2 protein-coding genes are annotated in these 22,466 nt (G+C 47.9%); both read right to left on the bottom strand.

Annotation, left to right across the window (positions count from 1 at the left end):
* Nucleotides 1–5 precede the first annotated feature (5 nt).
* On the bottom strand, nucleotides 6–4,859 hold the full coding sequence (locus tag GMA8713_RS06240) for an HAD-IIIC family phosphatase (protein ID WP_062706919.1): 4,854 nt from the start codon (nucleotides 4,857–4,859) through the stop codon (nucleotides 6–8).
* Between the two features lie 21 nt (nucleotides 4,860–4,880).
* On the bottom strand, nucleotides 4,881–22,454 hold the full coding sequence (locus GMA8713_RS06235; RefSeq protein WP_062706917.1) for a non-ribosomal peptide synthetase: 17,574 nt from the start codon (nucleotides 22,452–22,454) through the stop codon (nucleotides 4,881–4,883).
* Nucleotides 22,455–22,466 lie beyond the last annotated feature (12 nt).

Here is a 22,466-nt window from a genome sequence, read left to right as displayed (position 1 = left end):
CTTTATCACTTATGGCTACCATCTAGCAGCGTTCTTGCGAGTTTTCTAATTTGTTGAATATGTAGTGAAGAGAACAAGCGAATGTCCTCTCTGGAATACATGGCAGGGCTGTATCCCCACACTAAGGTTAACTTGCCATTTTCCGAGCTCAGTTTTCCAAACGGCGCGAATGTCGGTGGATGCAGACCTTCTTCCTTACCTTTATTTTCAGGTGCCAGCGTATCTTGGGCATCTTCTACCGAATTTGCTTTTGGCACATAGTTAAATTCAATATTGTGTTCGGGAATGGGTGCAATCATCTTTGCTAAGTGTGGGTCTTTAAATCTTGCGTATTGCAGAGCCTGACTTGGTTTTTCAGCCTGCGAAATCTGCTTCGATACGACGCTCAGGTAGCTTTCTATGCAATGAGACTGCGGTTGGTCAAGGTAGACGAAATCATATCGGGAGATCCAACCTACGGTGCGACTTAAATTGAAACCTTCGTGCGCTCTGTTGTTACGTGTAATACAGAGGAAGGCTTTGTTTCCCTTTGTCCAAGTCTGATAGGCAAGAGAGAGGGCACTTATTACCAGAGATTCTATATCGAAACGGTTTTTTTGGATGACTTTCTCAAGCAGGTCCGAGAGTTCGTCATCAAATTGCGTAGTAATCAACTCGGGCTCTACAAGGCTATGTTCGTTCGCATTGCGAAGCGACACGTCATCGATGTTCGCGCACGTCGTCCAATCTTTACTCAACCAGTTCTCGATATACTCAGGAGCTGATGCTTTCGCTCGTGCTAACTGGTGTTCTATAAACTGATTTAATTGTGTTTGTGTGCGCGGGAGTAAAACGGGTTGCCTCGCTGTCAGTTGACCATAGGCCAGCATAAGATCTTCTTTGAGAACACCTAGTGAATAGCCATCAACAACGAGGTGATGAAAAACGAGAAATATCCTGCCAGGGGTTTCATTGCCTAGTTTAAATCTAACGACGTAAAACAGCTGTTTTTCAATGTCTAATTGCTTTTGCAATGCTGTACAGACTTGTTCCAATTCAACCGTTTGGGAAATGCAGTCCAGATGTGAAAAGTCGTATTCAAGACACCAGTCTTTCATGTCCTCCAAAGATTGATAGTGCTGGTGCCAAGTTCCGTCTTCGTATCGCCATACGCGTCGCAGGCCCTCATGATGTTGAAGGATGGCAACGATGGCCTTTTTGGCATTGGTTGGGTCAAAGTCTTCGCGCACGACAAAAAGCTCAGACACGTTCCAATGGTTCCTCTGTGGCCGCCTAAATAGCCAGTGATCATTAAAGCCGATATCGTAGGCAATATTGTTCGTGGCCGACGGTAGAGTGTTCTGATTTGACTCGTCTTTAATACTTACCGCCAGAGATGCTAAATCGTGTTCGCCGAACAAGAGAGGTAACGCGAAGCTTATGCCTTTTTTGGTAAGGATGGATTGAAATTGCACGGCTTGAATTGAATTTCCCCCCAAAGAGAAGAAGTTATCCTTTAGCCCTACTTTTGGTATTTGCAGCAACGCCGCGATTTCGTCGCACAATAATTTTTGGATTTCTGTCGTTGGCGCAACATACGTTTTAGATGTCCCCAACGCTGATGCGCGAGTTCCGCTTGCTTCAACAATTTTAGCTATGTCGAAATGAAGGGCACTTGCAGACCAAGAAGAGAGGGGGAGTTTTAGTTCTTTTACGTTTTGGTTTTCGTTAGTGCCTTTAGCCGTCGTTGAAGCGTCGCTCGATGCTTTGGTTGCATCGAACTCAATTTGTGCGAGGGTGTCTCCGCTGATCCCTGTTGATTCGGGATAAACGCCGATGTGTGAAAGGAAGTTTCGTGCTGGCGTGTTTCGCTCTCCAACGGCGACGGGAATAGTGCATGTGTGGTGGCCGGCGATGGCACCAAAGTACGCCATCATTTTGTGCTCGACGCCACGGCCCATAGCACGACAACTGAGCAGGAAGCTGTCGAGGCAAAACTGGGTGTCTTGTTTCTCCCAAAGAACTGCACCAACAATGCCAAGATCGCCAAATATGTCGGAGACTCTGACAACAAACCCTTTTAGCTGATTGCTGTTGAAGCGTTTTGCCAATGTTGCTTCGTCATATCGTCGTAAGCTGGTGTTAAACTGGTTCGTTCTCAGACTCAACTCCGACACGCGTGGCAAATTACCTTCTTCGATTGGCGAGAAAGTGATAACAGTGTTCAGTGACGCGAGATATTCCGCGAAGGTTTTTGCCGCTGCTTTATATTTGTTTCGTTTCTGGTTTTGTTTGTATTGTGTGGTGCGATCAGACGCGAGTTCATCAGACAATGCGGCATCAAATACCCATAAATGGGCGAGCCACGTTGAAATGGTGTCCAGCTTGGGTCTTTGCAAAACGAGGACTTCTGGGCAGTTTGCGGTGACTTCAGCACACTGCACTGGGTCGTCATCAATAAATACAAAACTGTCTAAACCAAGGTTGAGTTCAGCCGCGATAGCGCGGATGTTTTCGGACTTAGATGCCCAGTTAATTCGGGTAGTGGTAATGTCCTCTTTGACCAGAAGCATGTCGGGTGTGTGGTCAAAGGCATTCCACACGTCCATTTCTTCGTTCTTGCTGCATAAAGCGAGAAGAACACCTTTCTTTTTCAGCGATAATGCCAGTGTTTGAATCGCTTTAAACGGTTCGGTGACCGCAAGTTTTTCTGCGCCAATCTCTCCTACAACACCTTGCCAGAGAGTATTGTCACAATCTAAAACCAGAACTTTGGTTTGTTCCTTTTTCGGACGGTACAAGGTTCGAATGATAGTCGTTGAAAGCGCGGCATAGCCTTCGGGTGTGTAGGCGATGTTGGCGGACTTGAAGCTGTCTTCATCAAACGCATTACTGACAGGATATAACGCTGATAACGTTGAATTTGGGGTGACCGAAATGTGACGAATGTTTGCCAATTGGCTGACGAACTCGTTTTCGAGCTCAGCAATCTGCTGACTGTATGCCTCAGCCACTTTTGATGACAGTGGGCCAAATACAATATGACAAGGCTTTAAGTGCTTTGCCTGCTGGGTGATGATTTGGAGAAGCTGCCTGCTCTGTGTTTGAGCAAACTCTAGCGGTTGGCCGCCCACGAGCCAGCTCTCCCAATTAAGTAAAATGGCACTGTTTGCCGTCAAGTCTGAGTACAACGCGCTATTTAGGTTTAGCAACTCTTGTTGTATCTGATTGAAAGGTCCAAATTTCCATTGATGCACAAAATCGAGTTTATCGTGCCAAAACGCGAGTGAAGGTTGCATCGGTTCAACGGAAAAATTACCCAGAAGATAGGTTGATGGCTCTGAGTAGGCCAGTAATTTATTGCTTAGCGCGAGGTTACTGATTGTCGTGTTGTCGCTATCGACGAAAGTGAGAATGATCTTCCAGTAGTCCTCAAGGAGAGCCTTCGCCAACGTTGGCTCAAACATCGCTGTGTTGTAGTCCAAACACAACGCGGTACTCTCGCCAATATCAATAAACGAAAACATTAGGTCGAGTTGAGCGTTAACGGCATCCGGCAAAAGATCGTCCAGTGCGGTATCGCTATTGATGGATGAAGTGTCCAGCAACTGGATGTTTTGATAACGAAGAGAAACGTTATAGAGCGGACTTTTTCCGCCTCGTACTGGGTTGATTTCATTAACAATAAAATCAAAGGGACACGTTTGATGCTTTCGTATTTTACTAAACGTAGTTTGTACATTTTTAAGCAGTGAAGCGAGAGTGTCATCGTTTTGGTATTGCGTGCGTATGGCCAGAAAGTTGATAAAGCAGCCAATCATATTGATCACTTCTTGCTGCTCTCTTCCTGCTTCGACAGAGCCAATGACAACATCGTGCGTGTTTGCCCACTTAAACATCAATGCACTGAGTGACGCCAGCATTAACTCAAACATGCTGACCCCGTTTTGCTTTGCGTAATTACGCACTTTGAGACTTAACGCATCGGGAACGGTGAGGGTCGCTCTTTCACCCTGATAGGATTGATAATTGTCTGCTTGTTCATCCACGGGGAACCGTATCGCGCGCGGCGCATCTGCCAGCTCATGTCGCCAAAAATTAAGATGCTCTTGAAGCCTTTTTGAGGGCTTTCCATTGTCAAAAAACGTTTTGTGTTGCCAGCGCGCGTAGTCGGCATATGTATGCTTAATCTCAGGCAGGGCAGGAGGACGGTTGTTCTCCAATGCTTGGTAGGCTGCCAAAAACTCTTTGCCGAGGATTGCCGTTGACCAGTCATCCCCGATGGCATGATGCATGACTACCGAGAGTAGGATTCGACCTTCGTCAGATTTAAACAATGCCAAGTTGATGAGCGGAGCCTGACATAAGTCAAACGTGGTTTGATGGTGAGCATTCACGGCTGAAAAAAGCGCAGTGTCATTACTCACGGTTCTGATGGTTAGCCCTGGGACACAATGATCATCAATCTTTTGGAACAGCGTATCCTCCTCGGCGTAGAAATATGTCCGAAGGCTGGCGTGTCGCGAGACCAAAATGCTTATCGCCTCTTTAACCAAGGGCAGTTGTGTATCGCTGGCCAGTGGGAGTGTAAACGCTATATTGTGGTGAGGGCTGCCCCCTGTAATTTGATGGAGCAACCAGAAACGTTGCTGTGCAAAAGATGCGACGGCATGCAGCTCATCTGAAGCGTCAAAAGACAGCAACTTCTCCGTATCAAGTTGTTCTAAAAACAGAATGATGGCGTCTTTATTCGCCTTTATGTGTTGCGAAATGTCTGGCGTCATGGCACCCGGTTTAGACCGAGCACCCAATTTCCCATCCTTGACGAATAGCACTATCCCTGCTTTTCGCCATTGTTCAATGTGTTGCGCAATATTCATAACTATCCTTTAAACCTGCGGTTAGAAGAAATCTTCTTCCGTGAAGACGTCTTGATCGTCTAGATCGCGCTCTAACGCATTTGCCAGTTGTAGCTCATCGACCCGTTTAGCAACGTCCTGCAAGGTTTGACGTTCAATGAACTCTCTAACCGATAGGCTAAGCGACAGTTCATTGTTGATTTCATTGACCAATTGAACAGCAAGGAGTGAATGTCCGCCAAGTTCAAAGAAGTTGCTTTCAATGCAGACTTCCTCCAATTTCAATAACGTCTGCCAAATAGGCGCGATGTTTTTCTCGGTTTCTGTAACTGGGTGCACCAGGCCTCGGGATTGGATTCTTGAAGGCTGAGGTAAAGCCGCCTTGTTTAACTTCCCGTTAGCCGTTTTTGGCAGGTTATCCATAAACACGAAGGATGTTGGAACCATATATTCTGGGAGCGCATCGCGAAGCACTTGTTTTAGGCGATCTTCCGATAAACCTATTTCTGGCGATTTGACGATATATGCCGCGAGATGGCTGGCTGGGTTGCCAATAGGCATTACAACGGCATCTTCGACCTCTTTCAGAGCAAGTATGTGAGCAGAAATCTCAGCAGGTTCTACCCGATAACCACGCAGTTTTACCTGCTCATCAACACGACCGAGATAACGCAGCGATCCATCCTTGTTCCAAGAAACCTCATCACCTGTTTTGTAGAGCTTGACCATGCCGCCATCCTTACCAACAGGATGCATTGAGAAGCTTTTCTCTGTCAGCGTCTTCTGGTTCAAGTAGCCTCGGGTGACAGATGCTCCGCCGATATAGAGTTCGCCCCTTGCACCGACTGGCAAAGGCATGCCTGATGGAGAAAGGTTATGCAGACTGACATTCGGATACGCAAACCCGATGCCTTTATCTTTTTTCGGATGGACCTGAGAAATCATCGCGCCAACGGTTGTTTCTGTTGGTCCATACTCATCGAGAATTAGCTTAGCTGTCGCTGATAAGCTCCCCAGCGTCGAGGCTTCAAGTGCTTCACCACCGAGCATGAGAACGGAAAGAGGCTGTCCGTCATACTCATTTAGCAAGGCTTTTGCCAGACTTGGCGTGGTCTTTACCATCTCAATCCGGTTGGCCATCAAATGGTGTTGGTAAGCCTTGGTGTCCAATATATCGCCTGTGTAGACACAAACTGATTTGCCGCTCAGAAGAGGGATGAGTGTTGTCGTCACCGTTAAGTCGAAGCAGTAGTTGGTAGAGAAATCTACATTGTTCACGGTGCTCATCCATGGAGAGACAGCCTGACGGTAGTTCTCAACATTGCGGTGTTCGACCATAACGCCTTTAGGTTTCCCAGTGGTACCTGAGGTGTAAATGACATAAGCGAGATCATCGCTTTGCAGGCTGCAATCAGGGTTTACCTTAGAGGTAGTGTCTCGACGATGGTCGTCCATCAAGATTGTTGTGAGCGTCGTGGAATCTGACACTGACGCCAACAGCGTTTCAAATGATGACTCAGTGACGATGGTTCTTGCGCCCGTATCCGCCAAAATGAATGCGATTCGCTCTTTCGGATAATCGGGAGAGACGGGCACATAGGCACAACCTGCTTTCAACACGCCAATGATGCTGATGAGGACATCTGCGCCTGGTGAAAGCATAAGAGGAACCAATCTCGACGCTTGCTTCTCAGATGCCATTGCCTCAATCAACGTATGTGCCAACTGATTGGCTTTCTCGTTCAATTGTCCGTATGACAAGGTTCCTTCGGGGGTAACCACTGCAGGGGCGTCAGGATTTTCCGCGACCATTTCTTCGAATCTTGCTTTCAACGAAGAAGAGTACTCAGTTTTAGCGGAAGCGTTCTGATATTGGAAAACGATCTCTTTGTCAGAGCCCGTTAAAACAGCCTGCTGAGACAAACTTGAGTCAGGGCTGTGAACGAGGGTTTTTAGCGATTCAACGAACAGCTGTGCGAAGTGTTCAACCGTCGAGCGGCGGAAAAGCGATTCGGCAAAGTTAAACCGTCCTTGAATGGCTGATTCGCTGTCATCCATGAACAGGCTTAGATCGTATCTGGCGACCGATTCAGTCGATGAACCTGTTGGAATGATTTGTCCAAACTGACTGTCGCCGTGATTTCCTGAATGACGGCCAAACGACTGCAAACTGAACATTGTTTGGAACAACGGATGTCTGGATGTGTCCCGAGGCACATTTAACGCGCTTACCAATTTTTCAAACGGCAGTGCTTGATGTGATTTGGCTTCACCCAACGTATGGTGGAGTGCACCGATGAGTGCACGTGCTGAAGTTTCTTCCGCAACAGAGATGCGAAGTGGCAACGTATTTACGAAGAAACCGATCAGGTTGTGCAACTGCGGGTGATCGCGATTGTCTGAAGGTGTGCCTACAACAAAGTCGGACTGGCCAGACAATGTTTTGAGCATGTTAGCAAAGCCCGCAAGCAATACGGTGTAAAGTGTCGTTTCATTTTCTACCGCCAGTTTTCTCAATGACGCAGAGAGGGCTTCGTCCAAATCAAAAAGAATGTTATCGCCACGGTAATCGACATGGCTAGGACGATGGTGATCAGTCAGCAATGCTAACGTATCAATACCTTCCACCTGACCTTTCCAGTACGAGACTTGTTCGTCAATGGCAGACGCATCCATCGTGCTCCTTTGCCATGCTGCATAGTCAGCATACTGAATATCAAGTGAAGGTAACGTCGGAAACTCACCAATTAACAACGCGTCATAGGCTGACGAAATCTCCGACATAAAGATATCGGTCGACCAACCATCTACAGCGATGTGGTGGAAAACAAACAGCACATAATTTTGGTTTGCCTGACGGACAAATGCGATTCGAAGTGGACACTCGTGCTCGAAATCAAACGGCTTTTCAATAAACGTTGCCACCAATTCTTGAATATCTTCGTCATCTCTCGCGTTTATCTCTGTCATTAAAGAAGGTTTAGAGATACTGCGCTGATAGTCCTTTCCTGCGGCATCCGAGGAAATGACAGTTCGAAGAATCTGATGCCTTTCAACCACATGAGTGATTGCGTCGCTTAGAACAGAAACATCAACGGATGGTGCCAAGGCCAGTAAGGTGGGCAGGTGATATGCATCCGTGCCTTGTTCAAGACGCTCAATAAATAGCAGCCTTTCTTGAGCAAATGAAAGTGGCGCGCGCTCGGTATCAACAACCGGAATCGCTTGTGTTCTGTTCTCTGAAACTGACGCTGCTATGCCTTTGATGGTCGGGTTAGTAAACAGCGTTTGCAAGCTCACCGTCATCTCAAGGTTTTGCTCAATCATCGCGACGAGCTTGACCGCTGAAATCGAGTTCCCGCCGGCTGCAAAAAAGCTCTGATTAATACAGACCTCTTCAGTGGCAAACATGTTTTTCCAGATGGACGCTATTTTATGTTCAACATCCGTGCGCGGTGCCTCTGCTTGTTGACTTATCACAGAAGAGCGAGTGCTCGGGAGAGGGAGAGCGGTTCGATCAATTTTTCCGTTTGGCGTCAGTGGCATTGCATCCAAGATTTCGATGAAGTTCGGGACCATGTAGTCAGGTAGTCGTGCACGTAACAGTGTGTCGATGTCTGTGGGTGTGACATCGCCGCCTGACGTTGGCACGATGTAAGCGACTAAGGACGTGTCTCCTCCAATTTCTGAGCTGGTCACAATGCTTCGAGCAACTCCGTCGATAGCAAGAAGATTGGATTCAACATCGGCGATATCAATTCGGTGACCGCGAATTTTTATCTGGAAGTCGGTCCGGCCTACAAACTCCAAAGAACCATGGATATTCCACTTAACGAGATCGCCCGTTTTAAACAAACGATCTTGGTGACAATCCAGAGTCACGAAGCGCTCATCCGTAGCCGCTGACTGGGTATAGCCTTGCGCAAGGCAAGAGCCAGCGATGTAGAGTTCTCCAACGGTACCGACAGGAGAAGGGGTTCCTTGGGAGTCTGCGACAATGAGTGAAACATTGGTAATCGGCTTACCAATTGGCACCGCGGTTACTTGTCCATCAAACCCTATTAATTCGCGGGTATCGAAACAGGTTACATCCGCAGCCACTTCAGAAGACCCATAGATATTGAGTAGCGTAGACAGGGGGTAACGTTGATAGAACGCATTCACTGTCTTTGCCTGCAATACTTCGCCGCTGCTAGTCCAGCACTGAATGCTGTTAAAGTCAGCGCTTCTGTGTTCCGGTAAGCTGAGTATTGCATCGAGTAACGAGGGCACCACGACAAGTCTTGTTACCTTGTGTTGGGCAATTTTTGTTGCCATCGTCAATAAATCCTTGCTGTCCCGGCCGTGTATGATGAGTGTTGGTACACCTTTCAACAGGGCACCAAAAAGCTCCCACGCGTGGTCAACAAAGTTGAGTGATGTTTTATGGCAATTGACTTCATTCTCTGCAAATGGGTATTGCTCCCACATCCAGTAAAGTCGATTTATCAATCCCTGTTGTGTTCCGATTACCCCTTTGGGCTTGCCTGTTGAGCCAGATGTGTAAAGCACATAGAGGGGTGTCGAATAGTCGCTTAAGTCGACCGAGTGGGTTGGCAGAGTGCGAAAATCAATGCGATCAATACTGATGTGTGTGACGTTTTCGTTTGCCGTTAAACGAGGCAGAGAAGACGCTACGAACATCGCTGAAACTTGCGCATCTTCGACCATGAAAGCGAGTCGGCTTTCAGGGTAACTAGGATCCAGTGGAACATAGGTTGCGCCGGATTTTAGTGTTGCAAGTATTGCGGCGGTGCTCACCACGCTACGAGAGAGGTAGATGCCGACCCGGTCGCCCGGTGTGATGCCATTCTGAACCAATAAGTGACTCAGCTGATTCACACGAACATTGAGATCACGATATGTCACGTGCTGGTTATCTTCATACAAGGCCACGGCATCTGGTGTGAGAAGGCATTGTTTCTCAAACAAGCTAATCACTGACTCCGTGTTGTCTCGAGAAGTGGCCGCCCCCGCTGCGCTGGATGATAGCCATTGATGATCTTCTTTCGTCAGAGAGCCAATTTCTGCGATCGTTTGCTGTGGTGCGGCTATGCAATGAGTCAGTACATGGCGATACATGTGCACGATTCGCGCCAAGGTTGCTTTCGAAAAGAGTGCGGATGCGCCCACCAACTCGCCACTCAGCGCACGAGCACTGTCATCAATGAACACGTTCAAATCAAACTTCGCGCGTTGCGGGAAAAGAGAGCCTATCTCATTTGGCGGGGCTTCAAACGGAAGATCTTCTCGTGCCTGCTCATTCCCGGCAAATGACTGGACGCTGAACATTACCTGGAATATCGGGTGTCTTGATGTGTCTCTGGTGACATCCAAACATTGGGTAAGTGCTTCAAATGGCATGTCTTGATGGGTTTTCGCATCAAGCATTGTGGCGTTTGTTTGATTGAATAGTGAGGCCAAAGTCATGGCTTCGTTTGCATTGAACCTTATCGGTAATGCATTGATAAACAGACCAATAATCTCTTGAGTGTCGCCATTATTCCTATTGTCAGATGGCGTACCAATCACTATGTCATGTTGTCCGGATAGCTTCGCAAGTGCGACATAAAAGGCCGAGATCATGATTGTGTTGAGGGTTACGCTGTGCGCTTCTGCAAGTTGGCGAAGCGCAACTGAGTCTTTTTCGCTCAGTGCGAAAGCTGATTCGTTGCCGTGATAGTCAAAGACGGTAGGGCGAGCATAGTCAGTGCTGAGTTCAAGATTCTGGTATCCCGTAAGCTGTGGAATCCAATAATCTTCCAATGCCTGCATTCTGCCATTTTCGAGTACAGCTTTATTCCACGCGGCATAGTCCGCAAAGCTTGCTTGCAGTTGCGGTAGTGCCGAGTCATGACCATCTTTTAGCTTGGTGTAAGCTGTCGCCAAATCTTTAAGGAAGATATCTGCTGACCAACCGTCAAAGGCAATGTGGTGAAATACCATCAGCAGGTAAGTGTCATCGTTGTCTTTGACTAAGGCTAATCTCACAGGGTTTTCTTCTGTGAGGTCAAAGTCAGCTTCTGTCAGTTGATGAATCACCTGAGAGAGGGTGTGAGCCTCATCAGTATGGTGAACAGTGAGTGCAGGGACCGAGTCAGTAATTCTCTGCACGGGCTCTTGGGTTTCGCTCAACGTGAAGCGTGTTCGAAGGATTGCATGTCTCTCGACTACGCGTTCCAACGCGCGTTGGAGCATGTTGATATTGGCAGAAGGTGTAAGTTTTACCAGTGTAGGAATATGGTAAGCCGATGAACCTTTCTCAAATTGGTCAATGAAAAACAGACCAGCTTGTGCAGGCGTCAGAGGAGCGTGAGTGCGTGCAGGATCGCCAATTAACGCGAGCGTATCAGCTTGTTCTGGTGCTTCTGACAGTTCGCTCAGCATGGAACCCATTGCTTTGATTGAGCGATGTTCGAAGATAGCGCGAAGTGGCACTGTCACGCCTAAATTCTTTTGAATAGCTCCAATGAGTCTCACCGCACTGATACTGTTGCCACCAATATGGAAGAAATCGTCGGTGGTACCGATGTTAGAGCGACTAAACTCTGCCTGCCACAGAGCCAACAATGCTGATTCGTGTGCTGTCTCAGGCAACACGATATCTGCGGTTTCGTCACGACTTGACTGTGGTTCTGGTAACGCTGATCTGTCAAGTTTACCGTTAGACGTGACAGGGAATGCTTCCATTTCCACATAGTGGGTAGGAATCATGTATTCGGGTAAATGCTCAGCTAAGAAGTAGCGTAGTGTGTCCGAGGAGGCGGACGCATGATCGGCGCAAATATAGTAAGCGACGAGGCAATCAGACGCTTCATTGCCTTCAGGGTCTCGATGAAGGTGGACAAACACTTCTTCAATGGCATCGTTGGCGAGCAGTTTTGCTTCAACTTCACCCAATTCGATACGGAAACCTCTCAGTTTGACCTGAAAATCCTGACGGCCAAGAAATTCAAGGACGCCGGATTCTGAACGCATCCAGCGTGCGCGATCCCCCGTATGATATAGTCGGGGGCTAGGCGTTCCTGGAAGAGGGTTTCGAATGAACTTCTTCCCGGTCATTTCTTGATCACCGTAGTAGCCCTTCGCCAGACAATCACCCGCGATATATAGGTCACCAGGCACCCCGACTGGGCAGGGTGACAGTGTGCTATCAAGGACATAATACTGAGCGTTTGAAATAGGTCTTCCGTACGGAATACTTGTCCAAGATGCCTGTATTTGATCGATTGGATAGAAGTTCGACCATATGGCAGCTTCGGTCGCCCCGCCCAGACCGAGCACTTTGGCATTCGGGAAATACTGCTTCACGTGTTGAGGCAGGGCCAAGCCAATCCAGTCTCCACTGAAGAAAACTTTGCGTAGCTTTGTATTATCAGTGTTTGGCTGGCTAAGCAGCCCTTCCATCAACGGCATGAGTTGTTTCATATATGCTGGAGAGGAATCCCAGAATGTGATGGGTTCGTGCAGCAGAATGTTCGCCAGTTGTTCCGGGTCTTTGCACTCATCATTGGAGGCGATCCGGACGCTCCCCCCGGCACCCAACATGCCGAAGATATCGTAAACGGAGAGATCAAAAGACAGTGATGTCACAAACAGAAGTCGGTCACTTGGGCCTACATTCTGTGTTTTGTTAACCCAATTCAGGGTGTTGAAAACAGCTTGGTGCTGCATCTCTACGCCTTTTGGCGTACCCGTCGTTCCTGATGTGAAAATGATATAAGACGAGTCGCTCGGCAGCACTGTCACATCAAGATTGTCTGAAGGTTGTTGCTGTTGATGCCACTTCGTTGTTACCAACGGGGTGTCTGTCGTTGATTCTGTGCCTTTTTGTATCACCACGTCGAAGCGGTATTGCAGTTCGTCGTCGAAGTCGTTTTCTCTGGAGGTGAAAACAGGCTGAGAGAGGGACCCAATTGTCGCTGTAAGTTCTTCAAAAAATGCTCGGTGAAAGTAGAGCGGTTTTTCTAAATCTTGTTGCCAGGCGGCGTTTGTGTTTTCCGGATCTGTGTCATGGTGAGTGACAAGCGATGCTTCCAGTGCGTTTTTTTGTCCCAAATCAGGCAGATCACAGAAGACAATCTTTCCTGAAGGTTTGAGGAGCGTGACGAGACTAGCTATCACAGACTCTGTGTAGCAATACCCTGGGAAGAATTGCGCGGTACTCGCCAACAAAATGAGATCGAGACTTTCCGGTGGGATATCGAGCTCTTCATGAGCAAACCCTTGCTGGAACGAAAGACCAGGCAGCATATCTGATTGTTTAGCTCGATTTGCTTCAAGCGTCACTTCAGACGGGTCGATAGCGTAGTAACGTTCAACAAGAGGGGCAATTTCAAAGGCGATTAAACCTGAGCCGCAACCCAATTCGAGCACATGTGCTTCTTTATTCAAAGAGGGGGCGCACAGGCCAACTACATGATCACGATATCGGTCGACTTGGTGTTGCTTGAAACAACGGCCTGTGTAGATACTTGTGAAGCCGCCTGCAGTGATTTCATCAGTCGCACTTTCCGCAATATGATCGAACATTGCTTGCGTTTCAGTAAAGTTATCTGACTCTGCAGGTAAACGGCGACTGAGGGCATCCATTACGATAAAACGGTCTATGTTTCCGTCTAACCACTTCGCATGCCTAAAGCTATTAAGCTGGGATTGGCAAGTCACCATCGACGTTTGGCGATTGGCTTTGTCGACCTGCGCAAGAATGTTTCTGACTCGTGACGCTGGGGAGCCAATCTCAATCGGCACATAGGTTGCACCTGCTTTAACTATCCCCATGACAGCCGCAACCATGTCTGCACTTCGTTCTAAGCAAACTGGCACCAGTGAGCCTCGGGTGATACCGTTTTCGCGCAATTGATGTGCTAACTGGTTTGCAGCCTCATTGAGTGCCTTGTAACTGACTTCACGCCCTCCTTGTTCAACCAACGCGGTTGCTTCAGGACGAAGCGCAACTTGGGTCTCGAAGTAGCCATGCAACGTCATGTTGCGATCGTAGTCTTCAGAGGTTTGGTTCCAGTCATGCACTAAGTGCTGCCATTCTTGTTTTGTCAGCCACGACAACTCACTGATCACGCTAGCTGGATTTGATACTACCGACTCAAGCAACATTTCGAAGTGGCTTGCCATTTCTTCGATACTTTCACGAGTGAACAAGCTGGTGTTGTATTCCCAAACCGCCGTTAAGGCTTGATCTTGGTCCGATAACCATAAGGTCAGGTCAAATTTCGTCACGCTGGCGTCAATTTCAATCGGGGAAAGCGAAAGATTCGGAAGCGCAAGGTGATTGAGCGAAAGACTGTTGGAAACCGCGTTTTGCAGTGCCATCGACACCTGTGCCAAAGGCTGGTGGCTGGTATTTCTTTCTGGTTGCAGAACTTCGACCAAATGCTCAAAGGGAACGCTTTGATGGGTTTGGGCATCAGCCGCTGTGTGACTGACGTGTTTTAGAAAGTCATTGAATGACAGTGATGCATCCACGTTGGAGCGAAGGATGAGAGTATTGATGAAAAAGCCAAGCATTGACTCGACATCGTGATGCACGCGTCCCGCACTCGGTGAAGCGACGGCAATGTCATCACTACCAGCATATCGTGAAAGCAGGATCTGATAGGTGGCAAGCAGCAGATTAAACAGCGTGGTTTCTTGGCTTTCACAGAGTGCTTTTACTTTTTCAGTTAACGTCGGGGAGAGACGGACGGTTATCTTTTCACCGTTAAATTGTTGCACGACAGGTCTTGGGTGATCCGTAGGCAACTCGAGCAACGGTGGCAGTGCTTCCAACTGATGCTGCCAGTAGCGAACTTCACGGCTAAACGTATCTGAAGAAATATGTTCATGCTGCCACACGGCATAGTCAGCGTATTGGAGAGCCGGAGGGGAGAGGTCGGCAGTTTCTCCCGCAAGTTCGGTTTTATATGCATTGATGATTTCTTCCATCAATAAGCCAACAGACCACAAATCAGTAATGATGTGGTGCATGTTGATCCAAAGAACATGGTGGTCATCGGCCAGTTTAAATAAACGTATCCGGAAGAGTGGTCCATTCTCCAGATCAAACGGTGCTAGAGCATCCTTTTCGAGCAGCGCGTTGAGCGTCTCGTCGTTACATTCTTCTGAAGGGAGGTCAAAGCCACGGACCTCGTCAATGACAAGATATGGCTGACCATCTTGCGTTGGGAATCGGCTTCTGAACACTTCATGTTTGGCAATGACGCCAGAGATGACCTTTTTCAGTAAGGTTTCACTTAGTGAGCCCGCCAATCGGTACCCATCATATACGTTGTAACCTGCCGAGCGGTCGCCAATTTGCTCGATGAGCCACAGTCTTTGCTGGGTGAGAGAGAGTGGTAATTTTTTGTCTCGTGCTACTGCTGTAATGCGTGTTTCTGTATCACCTTGCAGCCTAGAAGAGCTCTCGATAGCGTCAGCAAGTTGCGCGAGTGTAGGGTGAGTAAAAAGCGTTTTCAGAGGGGTAGAAACGCCTAATTCGTCGGTAATACGCGATATGACTTTGGCGGCGAGAAGAGAATGACCACCTATCGCAAAGAAGTTGTCTGAAAGGCTTATGTCTTGAACATCCAGAACACTTAACCAAATTGCTTTTAATTTGGTTTCAACGTCACTCAGTGGTCGGTTGGTCATCACCTTTTCGATTAAGTCGAGAGGATGATTTCGATGAAGTTCGAGCTCCGTTGGTTCGACACAATAAATATGGTGAGGGAAGGCTTGTCGACTGACCGAGTTAAAGAGATATGTTTTGAGTTCATCGATAGACAGGTGTCCGTCGGAGCCTGCAACAAAAGCGATGATTTGATTCTGTCCATTGACGCAAACCAGTGCTGACGTGATGTCTTCTCTTTGCTCGAGGAACGCTTTGGTTTGGTCGAGTTGCTTTTGTAATGAGGGTGCGTAAGGCTGAGAGTATACAGGGCGATTATCGCATCCTTTCACTAAGACAACGTTTTCTGATTGCGATCCCACACGAATGCGATTCACACCTTGGGGTGACCTGTTAACCTGATGGGTCATCAGAGATTGCCCAAGAGGCATGTGAGGCCACGCTAAATCAGCTTCATTCAATCTGTAGATGCCACCACTAAACGTTCCCGCTAAAGTACTATTAAGCAGGACGGCAGTGTCACGCAAGGGAAGATTGCAGACGGAGTCGGACTGTATGAGTCCACCTGTGACCAAGAAAGACGCATCATGGTTTTGGTTTACGTCAATGTTTTGAGCTTGGTTATCACTAAGATGAATCCAGCCGTTTTCTGAATCAGAAACCGCCTTTTGAAGAGGAAGGGCATCATCGCGTTCACCTGCTGATACGATGTAAGCAACCAAAACGTTATTACGTGCGATAACAACCGCATCTTCGACGTTATCGTGTCCTTTAATGTGACTGGCGATTTCACCTAACTCTATGCGATGCCCTCGCAATTTCACTTGGTCATCAATGCGGCCTTTGTATGAGATGGTGTCATCTTGATTCAATAGGGCGAGATCGCCTGTGCGGTAGACAAAGCCAGCTTCCGTATTGACGAACTGCTTGGCGGTGAGTTCCTCTCGCTGAAAGTAACCTTCAGCCAGACTCGCACCGCCAATACATAGTTCACCCACCGCGCCCTTAGGTAGCATTTGTCCTGCCGAGGAAAGCACAAAATGCTGATAACCTGGTAAGTTTCTTCCCAGGGTGACGTCTTCTTCAAGTTCGCATTTTGAAAGGAGTGACCACACCGTGGCTTCGGTAGGGCCATAACAATTCCATAGTGCCTGCACTTGCGGGATGAGGCGAGACTTGGTGTCATTAGGCAGAGCTTCGCCACCACAGAGCGCGAGCAGGCTAGTTTGTCCTTCAAAGCCATTATCAAGAAGAAGCTTCCACCTTGAAGGTGTTGTTTGAATAAGGCCAATGTCTTCGTCCTTGATCAGCGCGTTTAAGCGCTGGGTATCTGCGATCACCTCGCTGCTCGGAATCACACAGCAATGACCAAGGCTTAAGCATCCCAGCCATTCATACAAGGCAATATCAAAGCTGACGGTGGTCACCCATAGCCAGTTGTTGCGCTGTGAAACTGGCAACTGTTGATGCATCCCTTTAATGAAGTTAAAGGCAGCACCATGGCTGATCATTACCCCTTTAGGTTTACCCGTAGAACCTGATGTGTAAATAACATAGGCGAGATCTTCGTGAGATACGGTTGGCAAGGTCGTTGATTCATCAACGGCTGGAAGCGAATCAATACAAATAGTGAGCGTTTCAGAAGCGGATAATGCTTCTTGCAAAGCGGTATTTGTGAGTGTCCATTTGCATGAGGCATCTTCCAGAATTAAGGCATTTCGACTAACGGGATGCGACGGGTCTAGAGGAACATACGCAGCTCCCGCTTTCAAAACGCCGAGAAGGGCAATGATCAACTGTTCTGAATGGGACAAATACAGACCAACGAGATCTCCTTTTTTAACGCCCGATTCAATCAAACATTTAGCAACAGTCGTCGAACGCAAGTCGAGGTCTGAATAACTAAGCTCACTCGCCTGACCGTGTTCAGAGATAAAGCGAGATGCTGTATTTCCACCAAATTGATGCAAAGAACGGTTAAACAGAGAAAGTAAATCTCCGCCGATAAATGCTGCAGGTGTTTGTGCATTCCACGCCTGAACCGCTTCCAAGCCAAGAGGGTCAATAAGCGTGTATGCGGAGGTTGGCTGCGTGGGCTTTAACAGCAATTGGGATGCAAGTTGGACAAACGTTGAATCCAAATCGTTAACAGACGGCACGTCTAAAATCGCGTGGTTAAAGATCCACGTGACCTCATCGTCTGATGCTACTAGCGTCAGATCGAGTGTTTGACGGCTTTTCTGATCGCCAAATCCGATTTGATAGACAGGATGGTGTGCTTTATTACCAAGAGATAATTCTTCACAGTATTGTTCGCTGTCCCATTCTGGAAGTGCATGCCATGTCGTTGCCAGTTCAGTGGCCAACTCAATAAGCGAGCACTTAGGCTCAACGCTGAAAGCCAGCGGCTTGCTTTCGCCATCCTTGGTCGCTTCAATCACCAAGGAGGTTTCATAGCCGCGATATGCAATGGTTGCTGCCTGTATTGCCAGCAAAAGCCAGTTCATATCTACGTCATGGCTATTGGCCAGTTTGTGCAGTTGTTCGATGCTGTCTTTTGACAGCTTTGAGGGCAGTCGCGATGGGACGTAACTGTTACTGCTTCGTGTAGCACTTAGCGGCAAGCTGTGCAGCATAGGTGCGTGTTGCAGCAATTCATGCCAACGTGCTATAGAGGGCGAAAGTGACAAAGACATGTTGGTTTTTTTCATCGCCTCGCGCATGTCGGGTAGTGCTTTTCTATCTATCTTTCCGTTTGGCGTGGTAGGCAGCGAATCAAGTACGACAAGATCCGTCGGTACCATGTACGCAGGAAGCTTTGAGGCCAACGCTCCTTTAATTGCATCCGTTAATGCCAAAGGAGGCAAAGAGGCTGGTGTGTCTGAAAAAACGACAGTTGCCCCCTGCGAAACGGGATAAAGCCCATCCAGAATAAGCTGATCAAGGTTGTCGTGTTTTGCGGCGATCCATGGCTGTCCGGTCAAAACCGTGGCCGAGGATTTTAGTTGTCCAAGCCAGTGACTGAATGCTTGCTGGTTGACCGTTTGGATCTCACCAGTACGGCTGTCCCAGAGGCTGATTTCAAAGGTGAGTGCTTTGCTATTGGTCAGAATCTCAACGTCGGCACCTTCCCCTGAATACAGCGCGTGTGATGGTAATTGCTCGAACAGGCTTAACGAGGTATTTGACAGGACAGCCGTTGCGCCAGATGTCTTGAGAAGATTGCGCAAATAGGTTGTTGACTCTTTGCCATCTAAAGCCAGCATGCTTCCACCGGCGATGCTAATTGCCAGCGCACCAGTCGCCACATCCTCAGGCGTTTTGCCGATGACGGCCGTCAGAGATACATCGGTGTTTTCTCTTTGCAGGTCATGCGCGACACGAGAAGCTTGCTCAACAAACTCTTGATATGTCACTTTGCGGTCAGCGTATTCAAAGGCAATTGCATCAGGATTGTCGGCAAAGGCTTTCAGTACAGCTGTGCTCCAGCTTTCTGGTTTAGCACCTGTTAGTTTCGAGTTTTCAGACTTCCGTTCAACGTCTTTCCACCCGAGCAGGCTTTCGATGGTCGAGTCAGTCTGTTCAACCATTTGGCTGACAATGTCGACATATAAGGTTGAGAATGCAGCGATAGAGACTTCATCGAACAGATCACTGCAGTATTCAAATGCACCAGAAATGGTATCGCCTGATTCAAACAAATTCAGCGTAAGATCATACTGACTCGTTTGCTTTAAAGGCGGTAAAGCACGCATCGTCAAGTTGTCAATGTGAACGGCATCTACTGGTGAGTTTTGAAGCGCGAACATGACTTGAAATAACGGACTTGAGGAAAGATCTCGCTCGGGTTGCAACAACTCCACGAGGCGCTCAAATGGCATTGTCTGATTAGCAAAACTGCTCACGCATTGCCGCTTAACTTCCGAGAGGAAAGTCGTAAGGTTTTTTTCAGGTGATACTTGGCTTCGAAGGACAATATTGTTGATGAAAAGCCCCACCGTATGACGCCAATCTTGACCGCTTTTGCTTTCTCGACCTGAAACAGGGGTTCCGACGATGATATCCGTATGGTCACTGTATGCGGACAGCGTAATATCAAATGCCGCTTTCAATGCCATATATAGGGTCAATCCCTGGCTCTTACTCCAGTTTTTCACCTTTTCTGAAAGTGCTTCATCCAACATCATTTCAAGTGAGGCACCAGCATGGCTTTGTTTTTTCGGTCGTGGATAATCCGTTGGAAGCCAAGGTTTACGTGGTAAGTCTTTTAGGTTTTGAGACCAAAAATCGTCTTCATTTTTTGTGGATGTCAGCGTTTGTTGCTGGAGAGCATAATCGGAAAAAGCAGAGGTGTGGGTTTGCTGCGGAGAGAGCCCTTGCGTAAGGCTGGCATAGTGCTTACCAAGCTCTTGAATGATCAGCCCGATAGACCACCCGTCAACAATGATATGGTGACAGTTGATAAACAAGACATGGTGTGTTTCTTCAATACGCAATAGCGACGTTGAAAAGAGACTGCCTTCCTCCAGTTCGAAACGCTTGTTTGCCAAACGTTCCAACGTAATGTCGAGCTCATTGGGATTAACGTCTAGACGCTCGAATGGAGCGGCAGATGCATCAAACGCTTGATAAACCGAATTGTCTTCCGATACGAAGCGAGCACGCAAAACAGGGTGGTTATCAACAATGATTTCAATGGATTTTTTAAGTGCATCGACGTCCAATAACCCTTTTAGTTCAAGGGCAGTTGGAAGGTTTAAAGAGGCGCCTAGGTCTTCCAATTGCTCCAAAAACCACAAACGTTTTTGTGCAAATGACAGCGGAACATTCTGGTGTGAGTCCGTTGGGTCGACACTGTGTTCTAACGTGTCGGCATCTTCGTCAATTCTGGACTCAACGAGTGCAGAAAATGCTTCAAACACGGCATGGTCCAGTAACTCGTGGAGCTCAATACTGACACCCAGTTCGCTCTTTACCAACTGCTGAACGTCTAGTGCGAAGATTGAGTCTCCGCCTAGTGCATAATAGTCATCGTCAAGTGAGAGTGAATCGATGTCTAACGTGTGCCCCCAAATATTAGCCACCACTTGAGATGTGCTGGAAACATCGCCGCCTTCAACGTTAACGTCTAGCAGGACAATAGCTGGCTTTTCGCTCTCAGTCATTGTCACTGTTGGCTCAGCGTTTACCGCGGTTTCAGGTACTGTGGTCCAGCAGCGTTGTGGCTCAAATGCATACCCCGGCATGGAAATGCAGCGACCTGATAGAGAGTAATCTGCGGTGCTGAATGGCGTGTTTCCGGTATAGAAGTGCGCTAACGCTCTCGTTATTGTGTCGTCATTATCGGCGTTGATTGGTCGGTCATATTCTTGTGTATTCTGCTGTTCCTCCAGAGCCTGAACAAGCGATTGCACTGTCGAAAAAGTGACAGCAAATCGGTGTTCATGATGCGCCCGCGCAAACATGCTTGTGTAGCTTAGGTCTTGAGGTCGAGTTTCTGGATGTGTTTTTAGCCAAGCCGCCGTTTTGCCAATAAGAAGTGATAGAGACGCTTCAGTTTTTGCAGATAAGAAAAACGGGTATGTCGTTAAATCAAGGTGCTCAGAAATGTCCTGAGCGGGTGGTGCTTGAAGCACGATATGGCAGTTCGTACCACTTAAGCCAAATGCACTCACGCCTGCAAAACGTTGTTCGCCTGCCCAGTTTTGGTTTTTCGTTGCAACTGAAACTGCGCCATCAAACTGGATTGAAGGATTGGGTGCGCTGTAAAAGAGAGAGGGGACGATTTGTTCGTGTTTGAGGCACAGCAAGACTTTGACTAAGCCTGCCAGACCCGCAGCAGAGTCCAGATGACCAAGGTTGGTTTTCACCGAACCTATTTGGCAAAAATCTGTTTCCGCGGTGAATTGCTTGAAAGCACCGTTGATTGCTGCCACTTCAATGGGATCACCCAGTTTAGTGCCTGTGCCGTGAGCTTCGATGTAGCTGAGTTCACGAGGATCGATTCCGGCGTCTCGCCAGGCTTTGACGAGAACTTTTTGCTGAGCATCGCCGTTAGGTGCTGAGATACCTGCTGAGCGACCATCTTGATTGATCGCACTGCCTTTAATTACACCCCAAATAGGGTCTTGGTCTTCAACTGCCTTGGCGAGGGGTTTCAGCATTATTGCGACAACACCTTCCCCAAGCCCAGTGCCTGTGCTGCCTTCAGAGAATGCGCGGGTAAATCCGTCGTCAGACTCAATACCAATTTTATCGCCTGTCTCAATGGGCATAAGCATAAGATTTACCGCGCCAACGACGGCGGTATCACAATCGCCATTCCTTAACCCCTGACAAGCAAGGTGCAACGCAGTAAGGGAAGAGGAACAGGCAGTATCCACGACCATTGATGGCCCTTGAAGGTTCAAGGTGTAAGCTAATCGGCTTGCCGTTAATGAGGCGAGGTTACCCAAAGTAGATGATGCTTTTTCTTGTGGCGCAACGTCATCAATGTATTGCCTGTACATCGCATCATGCGCGTAGCCAAGATAGATGCCAGTCTCTGAGTTACGGATCTTCCCTGCATAGCCAGCATCTTCAATGGCGTGATAGGCCGTTTGGAGAAAGAGTCGCTGATGCGGATCCATCAGCGCAGCTTCTTTGGGTGACATACCAAAGAACGCGGGGTCGAACCTGTCAACGTTCTTTAGATATCCTCCAGTCCGATAAGTTGGAGTCAGTTGAGGAAATTTGAATTTAAAATAGGCGTCAGTATCGATACGCCGAGATGACGGGAAATCTGATACTCCATGTTGCCCCGATGCCAGCAAAGACCAGTAATCATACTTATTTTCACAATGTGGAAGAACGACCTCAAGGCCGATAACTGCGATATCCTTATTGTTTACTTCTTCGATATGATTGGTAGCTTCATCTGAAAAGCCTAATTGGTCGATGATATTTAAATCCATTTCTTTAACCTT

This window comes from Grimontia marina (genome assembly GCF_900060185.1).
GTDB lineage: Bacteria > Pseudomonadota > Gammaproteobacteria > Enterobacterales > Vibrionaceae > Enterovibrio > Enterovibrio marinus.
Note: the sequence above shows the minus strand (reverse complement) of the source record. Positions and strands in the feature narration are given on the sequence as shown.